The 17,682-nt window shown below is 47.1% G+C and carries 9 protein-coding genes; all 9 read left to right on the plus strand.

All coding sequences use genetic code 11. The features are described from left to right. The first annotated feature begins 138 nt into the window (after nt 1–138). The 9 genes from HQ865_RS05340 (at nt 139) to HQ865_RS05380 (ending at nt 17,597) form a co-directional block, all read left to right on the plus strand. Nucleotides 139–3,015, plus strand: a complete 2,877-nt coding sequence (locus HQ865_RS05340; RefSeq protein ID WP_173413894.1) for a polysaccharide lyase family 8 super-sandwich domain-containing protein — start codon at nt 139–141, stop codon at nt 3,013–3,015. Between the two features lie 161 nt (nt 3,016–3,176). Then, nucleotides 3,177–5,006 carry a sodium:solute symporter family protein gene (locus HQ865_RS05345; RefSeq protein ID WP_173413895.1) on the plus strand — a complete coding sequence of 610 codons (1,830 nt, stop codon included), beginning with the start codon at nt 3,177–3,179 and terminating at the stop codon, nt 5,004–5,006. A 33-nt stretch (nt 5,007–5,039) separates the two neighbouring features. Then, nucleotides 5,040–6,224 (plus strand): glycoside hydrolase family 130 protein, encoded by a 1,185-nt coding sequence (locus tag HQ865_RS05350; RefSeq protein ID WP_173413896.1) that lies wholly within the window; start codon nt 5,040–5,042, stop codon nt 6,222–6,224. 3 nt (nt 6,225–6,227) lie between these two features. After that, on the plus strand, nt 6,228–7,409 hold the full coding sequence (locus HQ865_RS05355; RefSeq protein WP_173413897.1) for an AGE family epimerase/isomerase: 1,182 nt from the start codon (nt 6,228–6,230) through the stop codon (nt 7,407–7,409). A 235-nt stretch (nt 7,410–7,644) separates the two neighbouring features. Continuing rightward, nucleotides 7,645–9,756, plus strand: a complete 2,112-nt coding sequence (locus HQ865_RS05360; protein ID WP_173413898.1) for a polysaccharide lyase family 8 super-sandwich domain-containing protein — start codon at nt 7,645–7,647, stop codon at nt 9,754–9,756. 246 nt (nt 9,757–10,002) lie between these two features. Next, nucleotides 10,003–13,095, plus strand: coding sequence for a SusC/RagA family TonB-linked outer membrane protein (locus tag HQ865_RS05365; protein WP_173413899.1), 3,093 nt, complete (start codon nt 10,003–10,005; stop codon nt 13,093–13,095). Nucleotides 13,096–13,107: 12 nt separating this feature from the next. After that, a complete protein-coding gene (locus HQ865_RS05370) occupies nt 13,108–14,796 on the plus strand; it encodes a RagB/SusD family nutrient uptake outer membrane protein (RefSeq protein ID WP_173413900.1) in 1,689 nt (562 codons plus the stop codon). Between the two features lie 55 nt (nt 14,797–14,851). Then, entirely contained in the window at nt 14,852–15,958 is a 1,107-nt protein-coding gene (locus tag HQ865_RS05375) for a glycoside hydrolase family 88/105 protein (protein ID WP_173413901.1), read from the plus strand. Between the two features lie 49 nt (nt 15,959–16,007). Then, entirely contained in the window at nt 16,008–17,597 is a 1,590-nt protein-coding gene (locus HQ865_RS05380; RefSeq protein ID WP_173413902.1) for a glycoside hydrolase family 28 protein, read from the plus strand. Nucleotides 17,598–17,682 lie beyond the last annotated feature (85 nt).

Consider the following 17,682-nt stretch of genomic DNA (forward strand, 5'->3'; position numbering starts at 1 on the left):
AACTACTGAACAACTTGTTATGTTAATTACGCGGCAAAATTATTAAGGCGTTAATTTTTTTAACTGATGCCATCTGCTCAATCTTAATAAAAGCGGGTGATGGAATAGTATTATCAATTATTTACAAAAAATAACATTATGAAAAAATCATTACCCGACTTTTTTGCTTCACTTTTAGCTGGCGTACTGCTGTTGTTTTTGTCCGCAGAAGTGCGGGCGCAGTCATTGCTTTCGCAGGGTAAAACCGTAACAGTTTCTTCTACCGAGAGCGGATCGTACCCGGGATCTAATGCTGTTGATGGCAGTATGAGCACCAAATGGTCGTCCTCATCGGCAAGTTATAACGAGTGGCTGTATGTGGATTTGAGTGCCACCAGGGATATCGATTATGTGCAGATCTATTTTGCCGACGGGCGTTATGCGCTCACGTTCGATATACAGGGGACAAATACGCCAACTGTCTCTACCTCGTGGGTTACCATGCGTACTATCCCGCCGGGTAATACCCTGTCAAACTTAACCATCGGCGGGCTTTATGGCCAGTACCGGTATGTGCGTTTTAACGGGCGCGGCAGGGCCAATACGCTGGGCTACCGCGTTGCCGAATTTAGGGTTTATGGCTACGATCCGTCAACCTCAACTCAACTGAATGATATCAGTACGGTAAGAAGCCGGCTGGCAGCCGAATCGCCCGCGCAGCCCGGCGATCTGACCGTGCTGATCACCTCTATGCAAGCTAACGGTAAATGGCCCGACCACGCGGCCCCAGGTCAGCCGGCCATACCCGGGCAGATGGATTATACAGGTAACAACTGGACCTCGCATTCGTTGCGCCTCAACTGGCTTGCTTGTGCTTACCGGGATCCTACTAACGTATTATATAACGATTCGCGGATACCGGCAAAATTTCAGTTGGGTATGCGGTACTTTGTTAACCAGCATTTTACCTCTACCAACTGGTACGATACGGTCATCCGTTCGCCGCAAAACCAAATTAATGGGTTGATGCTGATGAGGGGCGCTATACCTGCCGATTCACTTTTCGCGTATGCCGATTATGTTAAGGATGACACAGGCGACGCGGGTAACCAGGGGGCTAATAAAACTTGGGTGTCATCCATTACTATAAGAAAAGGCCTGGCGTTAGATCGTTATGCTGTGGCTAATACGGGTTTTCAAAGTATGGGCGTAGCGTTGGATCTGGCCAGTTGGCCGATGGCCGAAGGGGTGAGAGCTGACAATAGTTTTCATCAACACCGGCATCAAATTAATATCGGCGGTTACGGTAAGGATTTTATGGCCTACGAAACACAGTATATGCACGATGCTGATGGCACCGCCTTTAGTTCTCAATTCACTACTGCACGGCGTACCAACCTGCAAAATGTGATGCTGAATGGCCTGCAGTTTTTTGGCTACCGCAATGTGCTTGATTTTGGCATCATGGGGAGGGCTGTTACCGGGGCTGGGATGACGGCCAATATCGATAGTAGTGTACTGGAGAAGCAGAAATTGAACGACCCAGGGAATGCTACCGCTTATCAGAACTGGGAAACAAGCCTTGGTGGCGGCGCGTTCCCTACGCCAACTGCCAGGCATTTTTGGATGTCGAACATGGTGGTAAGCCATGGGGCGAACTTCTATATGTCGGCTAAAATTATGTCGGCCCGCAACAAGGGTACCGAGGCGCTGAATAATCAAAACCTGAAAGGCTATAATCTTCCATGGGGCGCTACTAATATCATGACATCGGGGAACGAGTATTATGATATTTTCCCCACCTGGAACTGGTCGCGCATACCCGGCACCACTACCGAGATGAGCGAGGCGCAGGCATCTACCTCGTTCGGGTTGGATAGCGGTTACGTGACAACTACCAATACCTTTGGCGGCACCCTCGCGGTTAACGAGGTGGCTATGGCTGCGTTCAAACTGGATAACAAACGGGGTGTTACCGCGCGCAAGGCTTACTTTTTTATGGAAAATATGATGGTTTGCCTGGGCAACAGCATTACGGCTACTAAAACCAACGAGATAGTGACCACCATAAACCAAACAAAAACCAATGGAACTATAACCGCATTTTATGGCGGCTCTCAACAAGCTTTCACAGCCGATTCTATAAGTAATAATACCTTGCAATGGGTACATCACGATAATGTGGGCTACCTGTTCCCGGCGGGCGGCTATATGTCGCTTACCAATAAAGCACAAACGGGCACGTGGAAAAGTATTGATAACTCCGGGTCGGCAACGCCACAAAGCAACCAGGTATTCAACCTGTATGTTCGGCATAGCCCCACACCGTTAAACCGTACCTATTATTACATAGTGGCGCCCAACAAGCTGGCCAGCGATATGGCGGCGCTTGCCGCTAACCATGGCTTTGTAGTGGATCAAAACACTGTAGATCTGCAGGCTATCCGGCATACGGGTACCAACCAATACGCGGTTGTTTTTTATGCCGCCGGGCAAATCACTACGCCCGATGGTTTGCTGATCAAATCGGACAAGCCCGCTCTTGTGCAGGTCAAAATATATACAACAAGCTATCGTATATCTGTTTGCGACCCGGAATATACCGGCTCGCCGATAAAAATAACGCTGAACAGGAACCTGAGCGGCCCCGGCGCGGTGTATGCCGCCGGACAAACAGTAATCACTGTTGATGCCTACTCGGGAGATGAAAGAGGGAAAACAAGGGTGAATTTTTTCACGCCTAACAGCGGCTCGGTGATGGCCAACAGCACATCAACCAGTTTGCTTGATCCGGACAGTGATGCCAGATTACAGAACAGCGGCATCTCCATTTATCCTAACCCGGCAACAAATGTTATTTATGTAAAAGGCTTAACCGAGGCGGTGGATATTGATGTGTACAACCTTGCCGGGCGTAAGTTTACCACAGTGCACGGTACCCAGGTAGATGTCAGCGCGTTAATGCCGGGTGTTACTTATTTTTTAAGGATCCATACACATAATACCATCGTAACACGGCAATTTATTAAGCAATAAGTGGTTGAGATTGTAATAATTGTACCATATTATGTTATTAAAGTATTAACCGTTAATTACAGGCAGGGAGTATTTTTGAACATGCGCAATATGTGAACAGCAGCCAATTATATTTACATCAAAACACCGGATGATCATTTAAAATTAGCTGTTAAACAATAATGAAACTAAAACTTACAGACCTGCTTATCATACTTTGCTACCTGGTTGTTACCATAGGGATAGGGTTGTGGTACCGTAAAAAGGCAAGGCAAAATAAGGAAAGTTATATGATGGGCGGCAAATCGCTGCCCTGGTATAAGTTGGGCTTAAGCGATGCCTCGGATATGTTCGATATCAGTGGCACCATGTGGATGGTGAGCCTATGCTTTGTGTACGGCATGAAAAGCATCTGGATACCATGGTTGTGGCCGGTGTTTAACCAGGTATTCCTGATGATGTACCTTTCAAAATGGCTGCGCCGGTCTAACGCTAACACCGGTGCCGAATGGCTATCGACCCGGTTTGGGGTTAAGGGGCCGTGCGTAGGTGCATCGCACAAAATAGTGATCGCCTTCGCGCTGATCTGTTGCCTTGGCTTTTTGGCTTACGGCTTTATCGGGTTGGGGAAGTTCATCGAGATATTTATCCCGTGGGATACGGTTAAAGCTTATGTGCCGTTTAATGTGCCGCCGCAATATGTGGCCCATCTTTATGGTATTGTATTTACGCTGTTTGCCATGTTCTACTCTATTTTAGGAGGGATGCATAGCATTGTGCTGGGCGATATGATCAAGTACGCTATCATGACGGTGGCTTGCATATCCATCGCTGTTATAGCCTATACGCATTTAAACGGACAACATCTAAATGTGCCTAAAGGTTGGGAGAGTCCGTTTTTTGGGTACCGTTTAAACCTCAACTGGAGTAAGATCATCGCTGATGTAAACGGAAAAATAAAGGATGACGGGTACTCGTTATTTGGCCTGTTTTTTATGATGATGCTGTTTAAGGGCGCGTTCGCGTCGCTGGCCGGGCCTGCGCCAAACTACGATATGCAGAAGATCCTGTCTACCCGCTCGCCAAAGGAGGCCAGTAAGATGAGTGGCTTTGTATCCATCATCCTGTTACCCATCAGGTATTCGCTCATCATTGGGCTAACAGTATTAGGGCTGCTTTACTATCAGCAAATGAACCTTAAAACACCTGATGGAACTATCGATTTTGAGCGGATCCTGCCGGTTACCATCAATAACTTTTTGCCCGCAGGTTTAGTTGGACTGGTGCTTACCGGTTTGCTTGGAGCCTTTATGGGTACGTTCAGCGGTACGCTTAACGCGGCGCAGGCCTACATTGTAAACGATATCTATTTAAAATACATCCGCCCGGATGCGCCTACAAAACAGATCATATCCATGAATTACCTGGTAGGTATAGTGGTGGTATTTATTGGCATTGTGCTGGGCTTTTACGCTAAGGATGTGAACAGTATTTTACAATGGATCGTATCTGCCCTGTATGGTGGCTATGTTGCGGCCAACGTGTTAAAATGGCATTGGTGGCGCTTTAATGCCAGCGGGTTTTTCTGGGGGATGCTGGCCGGCATTGTTGCCGCGCTGGTTTTTACCCGGTTTTTTACCGGGGTAGAGTTCCTGTACTATTTCCCGCTATTGTTTGCAATATCGCTGGCCGGATCTGTAATTGGTACCTATGCCGCCCCCGCCACCGATATGCAGGTATTGAAAACCTTTTATCGTACCGTGCGCCCCTGGGGTTTCTGGCAGTCGGTTCATGAACAGGTGTTGAATGATGATCCGGGTTTTAAAGCCAATAAGGATTTTGGCAAGGATATGTTTAACGTTGTGTTGGGTATTATAGCCCAATTATGTCTCACAATATTGCCTATGTATTTAATACTGAGCATGAAGCTGCCGCTGCTGGTAACCGTGCTGATGTTGCTTGTGGTTGGCTTTATACTAAAACGCACCTGGTGGAACAAGCTGGAAGATTGATAAATAATAATAACACCTATACAAATGCCAGAGATGGATACGAATTTTGACGAAAGATTGCAAAAACTGCGCGCCGGACAGGCATCTATATTAAGCAGGAAAAATGAAGCAGAGGATTTAGGCAATGGCATTTTTAACCGTTACAAATGGCCTGTGCTTACGGCAGCGCATGTGCCCTTAAGCTGGCGTTATGATCTGGATCCGCAAACCAACCCTTACCTGATGGAACGCGTGGGCATTAACGCGGCGTTTAATGCGGGAGCTATTAAATGGAGTGATAAATACCTGCTGGTGTGCAGGGTAGAGGGTAGCGACCGTAAATCGTTCTTCGCTGTGGCCGAAAGCGATAATGGTGTAGATAATTTTAAGTTTTGGGAGTACCCCGTTGTAATGCCCGAAACGGATAACCCCGATACCAATATCTATGATATGCGCCTCACGGTACACCAGGACGGCTGGATATATGGCTTATTTTGCACCGAAAGGAGAGATCCGGCGGCACCGGAGGGCGATCAATCGGCAGCTGTGGCGCAATGTGGTATTGCCCGCACCCACGATTTGATTAACTGGGAGCGCCTTGCCGATTTGCAAACGCCATCGCCCCAGCAACGCAACGTGGTGCTGCACCCCGAGTTTGTTGGCGATAAATACGCGTTTTACACCCGTCCGCAGGATAGCTTTATTGAAGCCGGTAAAGGTGGGGGCATTGGTTATGGCCTTTCAGCATCTATAGAAAATGCGGTGGTGGATATAGAGACCATTTTGGATAAAAAGGTTTACCATACCGTTTACGAAGCAAAGAACGGCCAGGGGCCTGCACCACTTAAAACCAAACATGGCTGGCTGCACCTTGCGCATGGCGTACGCCACACGGCTGCGGGGTTAAGGTATGTTTTGTATATGTTTATGACGGCTTTGGATGATCTGACAAAGGTGATCTATAAACCTGCCGGTTATTTGCTGGCCCCCGAGGGGGAAGAGCGTGTTGGTGATGTATCTAACGTGGTATTTTGCAACGGATGGATAACGGATGATGACGGGGGGGTATTTATCTACTACGCCTCTTCCGATTCGCGCATGCATGTGGCTACCAGTACGGTTGATAAGTTACTGGATTACGTGATGCACACCCCGGCGGATGGTTTAACATCGGCCAGTACGGTTAAAACCATTATTGATGTTATCGAGCACAATAAATCTGTTAAAACCTTTGCCTGAGCTATGACCGGTATCGAACCATATTACCGTGAGTTGCAGGATATATTACAGTATTGGGCTACTATAGTTTACGATAAAAAGCGCGACCGCTTTTATGGCCGTGTTGATGAAAATAATGTGCCCGATGAGGGCGCACCATTGGGTTCGGTAATGTACGCCCGGGCCTTGTGGGCCTTTTCTGCCGGTTACCAGGCAACCAAAAATCCCCGGGAACTGCTAATGGCCGGGAGGGCGTATCACTATTTAACTACCGCCTTTTGGGATAAAACTTATGGCGGCGTTTATTGGCTGATAGACGCTGACGAGCAACTACTGGCCGATAAAAAGCAGATTTACGCGCTGGCGTTCGCTATTTATGGCTTAACAGAGTATTATAAGATTAACCCTGATGAAAAGGTGCTTGACCATGCCAAGGAATTATACTGGTTGATCGAGCGCTATAGTTACGACCCGGTACACGACGGCTACTTCGAAGCCTTTAACAGGGATTGGTCCCCTGCGGATGATCTTCGCCTGAGCACAAAGGATAGCAATGAGCAAAAAACCATGAATACGCATCTGCATATTATGGAGGCTTACGCCAACTTGTACCGCGTATGGCCGGTGGATAATGTCGCTAAAAAAATATCAAAGCTGGTCAACCTGTTCCATCAGCATATTGTAAACGCGCGCACCAACCATTTAACACTTTTTTTTAATGATGTTTGGGAGAAACGGTCGGATATGATATCCTACGGGCACGATATTGAAGCATCGTGGTTATTGTGTGAATCTGCGGAACTGGTGGGCGACAAAGACCTGATCAAACATACCGAACAGATTGCCATACAAATGGTAAATGCCGCTTTGCCTGGCTTTGATGAATATGGTGGCCTGAACTACGAAGTGGACGAGGGATATCTGATTGCCGAAAAACACTGGTGGGTACAGGCCGAAGCAGCAGTGGGCTTGCTTAACGCATGGCAGCTGACAAGTGAGGGTATCTACCTGAAGTTATTTGACCGCAGCTGGAAATATATCAGGAAAAACATCATAGATGGTGCTAATGGCGAGTGGTACTGGGGGATAAAAGACCAGCATACCATTATGCCCGGGCAGGATAAGGCCGGGATATGGAAGTGCCCTTATCATAATACCCGTTGCATGCTCGAGATCATCAGCCGGTTAAATCAACCAGCTAAATAGTATTACCACCACGTTAAAAAAGCACAGTACTAACCCCGGGCCGTTTTTTGTTTAGTTAGTATCATAAAACGCTAAAAAAACATTAAATGATTTTTACACTGCCACTTAGCTTTGGTATTACCAATTAACAAGTAAAAAACCAGGCTGTTTGATTTGCTACCGTACGGGGTTTATCAAATAAACAAGATCAGATTTGAAAACACTTTATACATATTGTTTTAAAAATATCAGCTGCTTGCTTTTGCTTGTCTTTTGGGTAAACGGACAACAGGCGCAGGCACAGATCAAACCATTAGTAACGATAGCTCAAACGACTATCGACACGCTTACCCGGCGCATGGTACGCCTGGCGCTGAAGGATAAGGAACAGGGTAATGTAGATAGCCTGGCTAAAAGTATATCGGCTGATGGCAGTTGGAAGGATATCAACTATACCGATTCGGTACGTGTGCAATGGACAGGACACAGCCGTCGCTTAAAGCTAATGGCTATCGCTTACAATAATGCGCAAAGTAAGTTATACAGATCTGCCGATCTGTTAAAGGCGATATTAAAAGGCTTCGATTTTATTTATGATAAGAAGTACAAATCGTGGAACTGGTATGATAATGACATTGCCGCGCCTGAGAGTTATATGGTAGCGCTTATTTTGATAAAGGGGGCTACTGATAACAACCGACTGGCAAAATATGCAACTTACCTGAAGGATGCCACCGGCAATAAGGCGCACCAGGGGCAAAACCGCATCTCGGTATCTACCATTACGGTTTATAAAGGTTGTATCGAAAATAACTACAATCTGGTGGAGCGTGGCTTCGCATCAATAGCCTCAACGCTGGTGGTGGAAGCAGAACAAGGGCGCGAGGGCATTAAGGTAGATGATAGCTTTCACCAGCATCGCCCGCAATTGTATTCGGGCGGTTATGGAATGGGTTTTGTAAAATCCATCGCGCAGTTGATGGCGCTTACCACTAATACCGGCTTCGCGGAGGTTTTTACGCCTGAAAAGCGAAAACTATTTTCAAGTCTGCTATTAAATGGGCACCAATTATTCGGCTATCGCGATGTGATCGATTTTGGCACTTTTGGCCGCGGGATATCGCGCCCCAACGCCATGAATAATATTGATGCAGGTACGTTGATCACCATGATGAGTGTGGACCCTGCACACGCTGCCGACTACAAGGCCTGGCGTGACCATTTAGCCGGCGGCTCTTTTCCTAAACCTTACCAAGGAAATAAATATTTCTGGAAGTCGGATATCATGATACAGCATGGCGCGGATTATTACCTGTCGGCCAAGGTGATATCTACCCGTACAGCCGGAACCGAAATGTTGAACGGCGAAAACTATAAAGGCTTTAACTTGCCGCTGGGCGCCACCAACATCGCTACAACAGGTAAGGAGTACCGTAACATTTTCCCGGTATGGGATTGGACAAAGATACCCGGAACTACAACTGTGAATAACCAGTCATCTACACTGTTACAATGGTATCAGTATGGATCAAACGTTTTTGCAGGCGGAGTTAGTAATGGCAGGAGCGGACTTATTGCTTACGAGCACAGCTACAACGGTGTGCAGGCTAAAAAGGCTTACTTTTTTATGGGCGATGCAATGCTTTGCTTAGGCGCAGGCATTAGTGCACTTGGTGTGCAAAGCGTACAAACCACTGTTAACCAATGCTTTTTAAACGGCGATGTAACCATAAATGCTGGAGATGGAATTAAAACCCTGAATAAAGACAGTCGGGCTTTTACCGATTTGAAATGGATGTATCACGATGGGGTTGGATACCTGTTCCCGCAAAAGGCAAATATTACCGTAAGCAAAGCCATGCAGCAAGGCACATGGAAAAGCCTCAGCGTAAACGGCAGCGATGAGGTGGTAAAGTCAAGCGTATTCAGCGCTTGGTTTAATCATGGCACAGGGCCGGTGGATCAGCAATATGCCTACATCGTTATGCCGGCTAAAACGCTTGAAGCATTTAAAGCCGAAGCCGGTAAGCGCAATTTCATCATCCATCAAAACACGGCCGATCTGCAATCCATCAGTTACGGTAATTACTGCGGCATTGTGTTTTATGAATCCGGTACAGCGACACTGGCTGATGGCTTGCGCGTTACCAGCGATAGCAAAGCGGTGGTAATGATAGAAAAGAAGACCGCGGATTATGCTATTTCAGTTTCAGATCCCGTACATCGCAGCGCAGAAATTAAGCTCACGCTAAACAAAAAGGTAACCGGCACAAACACAACTCCGGCGGATATAAATACAGTGCTAAAGTTCCGCTTGCCGGCTGATGACTATGCGGGCAGCACAGTTACCCAAAACTTTAAATGGTAAAATATTAATAATGAAAATGATAGAAGATTTTGAGTTCGCAAAAAGATGTGATGTAAAATACACATTGGATTGCGGTAATAAAGGGGGGCGACACCTCCCGGGTTTGGAAAGGAGGGCGCTGCATATCGCTTAAAAAATTACACAGACCATACCCTTTTATACCAAACCAATATGCCAGGCCCTGCCAGCCCGGGCAGTAGCCAACCAGGTATCGACAAAATATAAACCAACTTATAAACCAAACATATGTGTAAAAACTTTAATTTTTTTATTTACGGCGGGCGACGCTGTTTATATAAAGCTGCCATAATTTTAGCCGGTATGCTACCGGCAGGTGGTATACTCCAGGTGCAGGCCGCCGGTAAGTCTGTTAGCAGAACGGCAGACCGACTGAATATCGATATCACCGGTAAAGTGACCGACGAAAAAGGGCAAACCCTGCCAGGCGCCACCATCACTGAAAAGAATACCAAAAACAGCGTAGCTGCTGATGCGCAGGGTAATTTTAAACTGAGCGTAAACGGTAGCAGCGCCGTCCTGGTTGTATCCTCCGTGGGGTACATTACCCGCGAGGTGGCCGTAGGCAGCCAAACTAATATCACCATCGCGCTTAAGGATGCCACCACCAACTTAAACGATGTGATAGTGATTGGTTACGGTGCCCAAAAGCGTATCGACGTAACCGGCGCTGTATCGCACATTGATGAAAAAACTTTGCGCGAAGTACCGGTAACTAACCCACAGCAGCTGTTACAGGGCCGCGTGGCGGGTGTTGTGGTAACACAAAGCTCAAACAAGCCTGGTGCCGAGCCATCGGTGCTTTTAAGGGGGCACCGCTCCATCAAAGCCGGTAATAACCCTTTATATGTGATAGACGGGATCCCGACTAATGATGGACTTAACGATATTAACCCAAACGATATCGTATCGATGGATGTGCTTAAAGACGCTTCGGCGACTGCTATTTACGGCTCACGTGGCGCTAACGGCGTAATTATTATTACAACCGCGCGTGGCAAGGAACGTGCCGACGGTCAGCCCGACGTGCATTATGATAGTTATGTTGGCGTAACAAAGATCAGCCGGTATATCCATAACTTAAACGGTCCGCAATATGTAGATTTCAGGCGTGAGGCAGCCCGTTCGCTGCCGGCGCCAAATACTTATAACGATGCGGATCCCGTTGCTTCTGACGCGAAGATATTTTCGACCTACGAACTGGCTGCGATAGCCGCGGGGCAATACACCGACTGGCAGCGCGAGGTTACCCAGCGTGGCTTCCAGCAAAATCACGATCTGAGTGTTTTAGGCGCCTCAAAAACAACCCGCTACAATATCTCGTTAGGTTATTACCAGGATAAGGGTTACATTAAAACACAGGATTACACCCGATACAACCTGCGTGTAAACCTTGATCAGGATATCGGTGCACACGTAAAAATGGGCGTTTCTATGCTGGGCTCGTACGCCGAGCGGAACAATGCAGGGTTAAACCCCATCCCTGCAGCGGTAGGCCAGATACCTATCGGTACGCCGTACGATGCCAGCGGTAACCTGGCCTCTTATCCTACAGGCGACCCACTGATGTATAACCCTTTGTTTGATTATGTAAATAACAACGTTATCCAGCTTGAGAAAAGGACCAGGGTGCTTAGCAGCTTTTATGCCCAGGCCGAAGTATGGGACGGTTTAAAATTACGCGTGAATTTCGGTCCGGATATCAGCAACAGCCGTACCGGCAGCTTCAGGTCGCAATTTAGCAGCACAAATACCGGCACCACTTTACCAACCGCCGGTACCGCTAACGAATACATTTTTTCGTACACGCTTGAGAATATCTTAAGCTACGACAAAACATTCGGCAAGCATAAAATTGGTTTTACCGGGCTTTACAGCGTGCAGCAGCGGGTAAACGAAACAGGATCGGCAGCGGTTAAAGATCTGCCGGTGGCGACAACCACTTATAATAACCTGGGGTCGGGTACCATGACGGGTATTACCAGCACCTATTCCAGGTTCGATATCCTATCGTACATGGGGCGCGTAAACTATAATTACGATAGCCGCTTCCTGTTGACCCTGACCGCGCGTGCGGATGGTTCATCGGTTTTTGCGCCGGGTAACAAATGGGGCTTCTTTCCGTCGGCGGCATTGGCTTATAACATGATCAATGAGGACTACATCAAAAGAATGAGCTTCATCAGCAACCTGAAGTTAAGGGCCAGCTACGGTCGCACAGGTAATACCGCCGTAGATTCTTATGGCACACTGGCCGTGCTTGGTCGTACCTATTACGACTTTAATGACGTAGCTGCACTGGGCTATTATCCAAACAGTATCCCCAACCCCAACCTGAAATGGGAAACGACCGAAGCATACAACGTTGGTTTAGACTTCGGAATTTTCGGCGATAGGGTTACCGGCTCCATCGAAGCCTATCGCAGCAATACGTTCGATCTGTTATTGGGCTTCGCGTTGCCACAATCAACCGGCTTTAGCCAGGTAACCTCAAACGTGGGTAATACCCGCAACCGGGGTATCGAGCTAAGCTTATCTACCCGCAACATCGTAGCAAAACAAAAAGGCGGCTTTGACTGGACCACCGATTTGACCGGTGCATTTAATAAGGAAGAGATCGTATCGCTCACTTCAGGCAAGGTGGATGATATCGGCTCATCACTGTTTATTGGCGCGCCTGTTAACGTAAATTACGATTACAGGAAGATTGGTATATGGCAATTGGGCGAAACCCAGGCCACGCAATATGGTTCATCCATAGGTCAGATCAGGGTGGCCGATCAGAATGGCAATGGCAAGATCGATCCGGATGACCGCTCTATCCTGGGATCGCCGACACCAAAGTATACGTTTGGTATCAATAACCGCTTCTCCTTTAAAGGGTTCGATTTGGGCGTGTTTATGCAGGGTGTTACCGGCAACCAGATTGTAAGTACATTTCACACTGCCCCCGGGCAAAATACTATTGCCTTTGGCGGGCGTTATAACGTAGTATCCAGCGACTACTGGACACCTCAAAACCCAACCAATGCTTACCCAAGGCCAATAAGCGGCACATCGGGTAACCCGGGTGTGGTATTTGGCAGCACGCTGAAATACTTTGACGGCGCGTACCTGCGTATTCGCAACGTCGATCTGGGTTATTCCTTCCCATCGGCGTGGATGAAAAAGATCGGCGCTAAGTCTGTAAGATTGTATTTTGATGTGACCAACCCGTACATATTTTCATCCTACGTGCACCAAAACTACGGCACCGATCCGGAGATCACCGACTCGCCGGCTACCGTTAATTACTTGTTGGGGTTAAATGTTAGATTTTAATATAAAAAGATCATGAAGAAAATACTATTTATCGCTTTTACAGGTATAGTTATACTTAGTTCGGCGTGTAAAAAACTGCTTGACGAGGACGTTCGCACGCAGATATCAAATTTATACCTAAATACACCTGCCGGTATAGAAGACGGTGTGAAAGGGTGCTACGCTACCTTAAGAATGTATTACGGCTCGCAAAGCGCCGGCTGGATGACTGTGTTTGGTACCGACGAATATCAAAATGGCAACGCGGATGCCACTTATGCCAATTATACCGCCAATTTAAACGCTGCCAACGGTACTACCGGCGGTATCTGGAACGCTTTGTACATCGGTATTAATGATTGCAATACCATGATAGAGAATATTCCAGCGGTTACGGGCATGACACAAACGCTGAAAAACATCCGCATGGGCGAAGTGAGGTTTTTAAGGGCACACTATTATTTCCTGCTTGTGCAGCAATTCGGCGGTCTTGATCTAAGGCTTTCCTCAACCCGTTCAGCTTCGAAAGTGGCCAGCCGTGCGCCTATCGCCGATGTTTATAAAGCTATTATCGAAGATTTGACCTTTGCCATTGCTAACCTTCCCGCTACCACCAGCGATTACGGGCGGGTAACCATTGCCCCGGCCAAGCATATGCTGGCCAAGGTATACTTAACCCGTGCCGGCAGCACCGCGGCGGTAGCTACCGACTATGACAATGCGGCTGCTATAGCCAAAGATGTTATTGCTACCGGTGGCTATAAGCTGGTTAGCGATTTTTCTGAACTTTGGGCGCAACCCAGCAAGCCCAATACCGAAACGATGCTGGCCTGCCAGTTTAGCAACAATATCGTGTCCGAGCCAACCGTGGCCCCGGCTTCAGGTTCAAATATCAGCGCCTGGAATGCCGCTAATTTTGATTTTTGCGCTGGATATGAAGGCAAACCGGGCATAACCCGCGATTTGGCCAACGGCCGGCCGTTTGGGCATTACCGGCCTACAGCCTACATGGTAAATTTATATAATAAAACTGCTGACAGCCGCTTTGCTAAAACCTTTAAAACAGTTTGGCTGTGCAACGCGCCTAACACCGCGGCTACCGCGTTTACCATTAATGGAAATACCGGCATTATAATGGCCCGTGGCGATACTTGCATATCCATACTCGACCATGATATCACCGCGGCGCAAAAAGCCAAATACAAGTATACTGTACTAACACCAAGCACTTACGAGGTGGGTTTATGGCCACAAAATAAAAAGTTTGAAGATTCGTTAAGAGCCACTGTAAACGATAGCCGTGGTATCAAGGATTTCCCGATCTATCGTTTAGGTGAAACCTACCTGATAGCTGCCGAAGCATTGACCATGAGCGGAAAGCAGGCTGAAGCTGCAACTTATATTAACGCGTTAAGGGCAAGATCTATCATCCAGGGTTCAACACCGGCTATTACCGCTGCCAATACTGCTGCTATGCAGGTAACCGCTGCCGATATGAACATCGATTTTATTTTGGACGAAAGAGCAAGGGAATTATCTGGCGAGTTTATGCGATGGACGGACCTGGTGCGGACGGGTAAACTTTTAGAGCGGGTTCAAAAATATAACCCGGTGGCTACTTTACTAATTAAACCTTATCATATATTGCGCCCTATACCGCAGGTGCAAATAGACCGCACGGAGGGAACGTCGACATCGTTCCCGCAAAACCCGGGCTACTAAGTATATTTAATAAAAAATACCCGGTTGGTAACCGGGTATTTTATTTACTGCCAGCATGATAAAAAAAATTCTGATCATTGGTTTATTTGCCGGGTTAATAAATGCTGCTTCGGCACAGCAAAAAGCAATGTTAAGGCTCGATTCCATACGGCGTGCGATGGATAAGGTAGTCATTTGGCAAATTGGCGAGTTTGCGCAGGGACATGTAAAAAGTTCGGAAATAGGGTGGGAGAACGGCGCGCTTTATACAGGTATCATCGCCCTGAAAAAACTCAATAATGTCCCGGCTTACGATCGGTTCTTATACAACATAGGCGAGAAGCACAACTGGGATACCGGTCCGTACCGCCTGTTTGCTGATGACTACTGTGTTGCCCAAATGTATACTGCCATGTACCTGGAGCATCATCAACCTAAAATGATAGCCAAGTGGACCAAACTAGCCGATACCATTGTGCGTCGCCGGTTTAACGACTCGCTGGCCATATCTGCCGAGATCACTCATAAGGAATGGGCCTGGTGCGATGCCTTGTATATGGGGCCGGTTGGGCTGGCCTTATTAACAAAAGCTACGGGTAACCCGCAATACCTTAACAAAGCCGATTCGCTTTGGTGGAAGACGTCCGCCTATTTGTACGATAAGCAGGAACACTTGTATTATCGAGACAACCGCTTTTTTACCCAGCGCGAAAAGAACGGGCAAAAGATCTTTTGGTCGCGCGGTAATGGCTGGGTGATTGCAGGCTTGGCCCACATGCTTGAACTGATGCCCAGGGACTTTAAGAACCGTAAATTATACCAGCAGCAATTTAAAGAAATAGCCGCCCGGATAGCCGCCCTGCAACAACCCGACGGCAGCTGGCATGCATCGCTGCTTGACCCGGTAACATTTAACGAAAAAGAAACCAGTGGCACTGCGTTTTATTGCTATGCCTTTGCCTGGGGTATTAACCACGGGCTACTATCAAAAAAACAATACCTGCCTTTGGTAAACAAGGCATGGGCCGCGCTGATAACTTCAGTGCACCCGGATGGGAAACTGGGGTATGTGCAAAATGTAGGCAGCGGCCCAATTGCTGCTAATTACAATAGCACCAATACCTACGGCGTGGGCGCGTTTTTACTGGCCGGTACAGAAGTGTATCAATTATATAAAAAATAGCTTCAAGGAGAAGATGAGCTTGAGACCAGGTAATTTAATAACCATCGTGATGCTAATACTTTGCTGTAACGCGATGGCGCAAACCTATAATATAAAAGATTTTGGCGCCGTGGGCGATGGCAAAACCATGAACACCAAATCTATACAATCCGCTATTGATAAATGTGCCGAAACCGGCGGGCGGGTAGTTATTCCGGCGGGTACCTTTATGTCGGGTACGTTGCACTTGAAAAGTAGAGTGCATATCGTAATAAACGATGGGGGCGAACTAAAAGGCAGCCCTTACTTTAAAAATTATCCTGATAATGCCGTGCAGTATCAAAACTCGTTTACGTATTCGGGCGGGAAACCCCGTGCCAACAAAGCTTTTTTACTTGCCGAAGGAGTTAATGATATTTCCATCACAGGCAAAGGCACTATCAACGGCAGCGGCGATAGCCGCGAGTTTAATTTAGGTAACGATGATACCCCTGCCAGTAAACTTAGGCCATGCATGCTGCTGATCATCAATAGTAAGCATATCACCCTGCACGATATTACGCTTACCAACTCGGCTTACTGGCTGCAAAACTATTTAAGCTGCGAATACCTGGAATTGAAGGGCTTAACCATCTACAACCAATCGAACTATAACCAGGATGCCATTGATATTGACGCCAGGCACGTGCTGATAGAAAATTGCAAGATAGATGCCGACGATGACGGTGTATGCCTGAAAAGCCACAGCAAAAATTTTGTGGTAGAAGATGTTACCGTGCGTAACTGCAGCATAGCCAGTAACTGCAACGCCATTAAGTTCGGCACGGCATCAAGCGGCGGGTTTAAGAATATAAATATAACCAACTGCACCATACAAAAGGCCTCGGCCGATCATATCCGTCACTGGCAGAAGAACCTGCAATTTATCGGGCAGCCTGTAACCGTTATCTCCGGAATCGCTATCGAATCGGTTGATGGTGGGGTGATTGATAACGTGCACATTGCTAATATAAAAATGCGTGATGTGCAAACGCCCATATTTGTGGTATTGGGTAACCGCGGTAATAAACAAGCCGGCGATAAAAGCTTTTACAACACCGCAAGCGGCGGGATAAATACAAAAGGCGCAGGTAGCATCAGCAATATCACCATTAACAATATCGATGCGGTGAGCTATAGTAAAATGAGCAGCTCGGTTACGGCATTTCCCGGAGTATATGTAGAAGATGTAAAGCTAAGCAATATCACCCTGAATAACATGGGCACCGGCACAACTGCCGAAGCAGATAGCCTGTTGAAAGAAAACCCCGGAGCCTATCCCGAAAACCGGATGTATGGACAGGTATATCCCTCAAGCGGTTTCTTTATCCGCCATGTAAAAAATATCAGTTTAAGCCAGGTTAAGTTTAAACTTAGAAATGCCGACCACCGGGCATCCATTATTATAGATGACGTTATAAAAGGCAGGTTAAACCAGGTTAGCTTACCGGCAACAGCGGGTAATACAGCGGCAATTAAAATAATAAACAGCAAGGATATCAGCATTAATAAACCGTTAATTATCCCGCAAGGCAAGCCTTTGGTACAATTAACCGGCACGGCAAATAATCAGCTTTGGGTATCAGGCTTTAATAAGTATAAGGGCTGGCTGAAGCTTTAACAATCAAAACAAATAAATATCCGCACCATGTTAAATATCTGCCATAAGAATAATCGTGTAAACGCCTACTTCTTAATAAAGAGAT

Origin of the sequence: Mucilaginibacter mali (genome assembly GCF_013283875.1) — a bacterium.
Classification (GTDB): Bacteria; Bacteroidota; Bacteroidia; order Sphingobacteriales; family Sphingobacteriaceae; genus Mucilaginibacter; species Mucilaginibacter mali.

Coding starts and splice junctions, on each gene's coding strand:
- HQ865_RS05340 (WP_173413894.1), top strand. CDS start 139: ATGAAAAAATCATTACCCGACTTTTTTGCTTCACTTTTAGCTGGCGTA.
- HQ865_RS05345 (WP_173413895.1), top strand. CDS start 3,177: ATGAAACTAAAACTTACAGACCTGCTTATCATACTTTGCTACCTGGTT.
- HQ865_RS05350 (WP_173413896.1), top strand. CDS start 5,040: ATGGATACGAATTTTGACGAAAGATTGCAAAAACTGCGCGCCGGACAG.
- HQ865_RS05355 (WP_173413897.1), top strand. CDS start 6,228: ATGACCGGTATCGAACCATATTACCGTGAGTTGCAGGATATATTACAG.
- HQ865_RS05365 (WP_173413899.1), top strand. CDS start 10,003: ATGTGTAAAAACTTTAATTTTTTTATTTACGGCGGGCGACGCTGTTTA.
- HQ865_RS05370 (WP_173413900.1), top strand. CDS start 13,108: ATGAAGAAAATACTATTTATCGCTTTTACAGGTATAGTTATACTTAGT.
- HQ865_RS05375 (WP_173413901.1), top strand. CDS start 14,852: ATGATAAAAAAAATTCTGATCATTGGTTTATTTGCCGGGTTAATAAAT.
- HQ865_RS05380 (WP_173413902.1), top strand. CDS start 16,008: ATGCTAATACTTTGCTGTAACGCGATGGCGCAAACCTATAATATAAAA.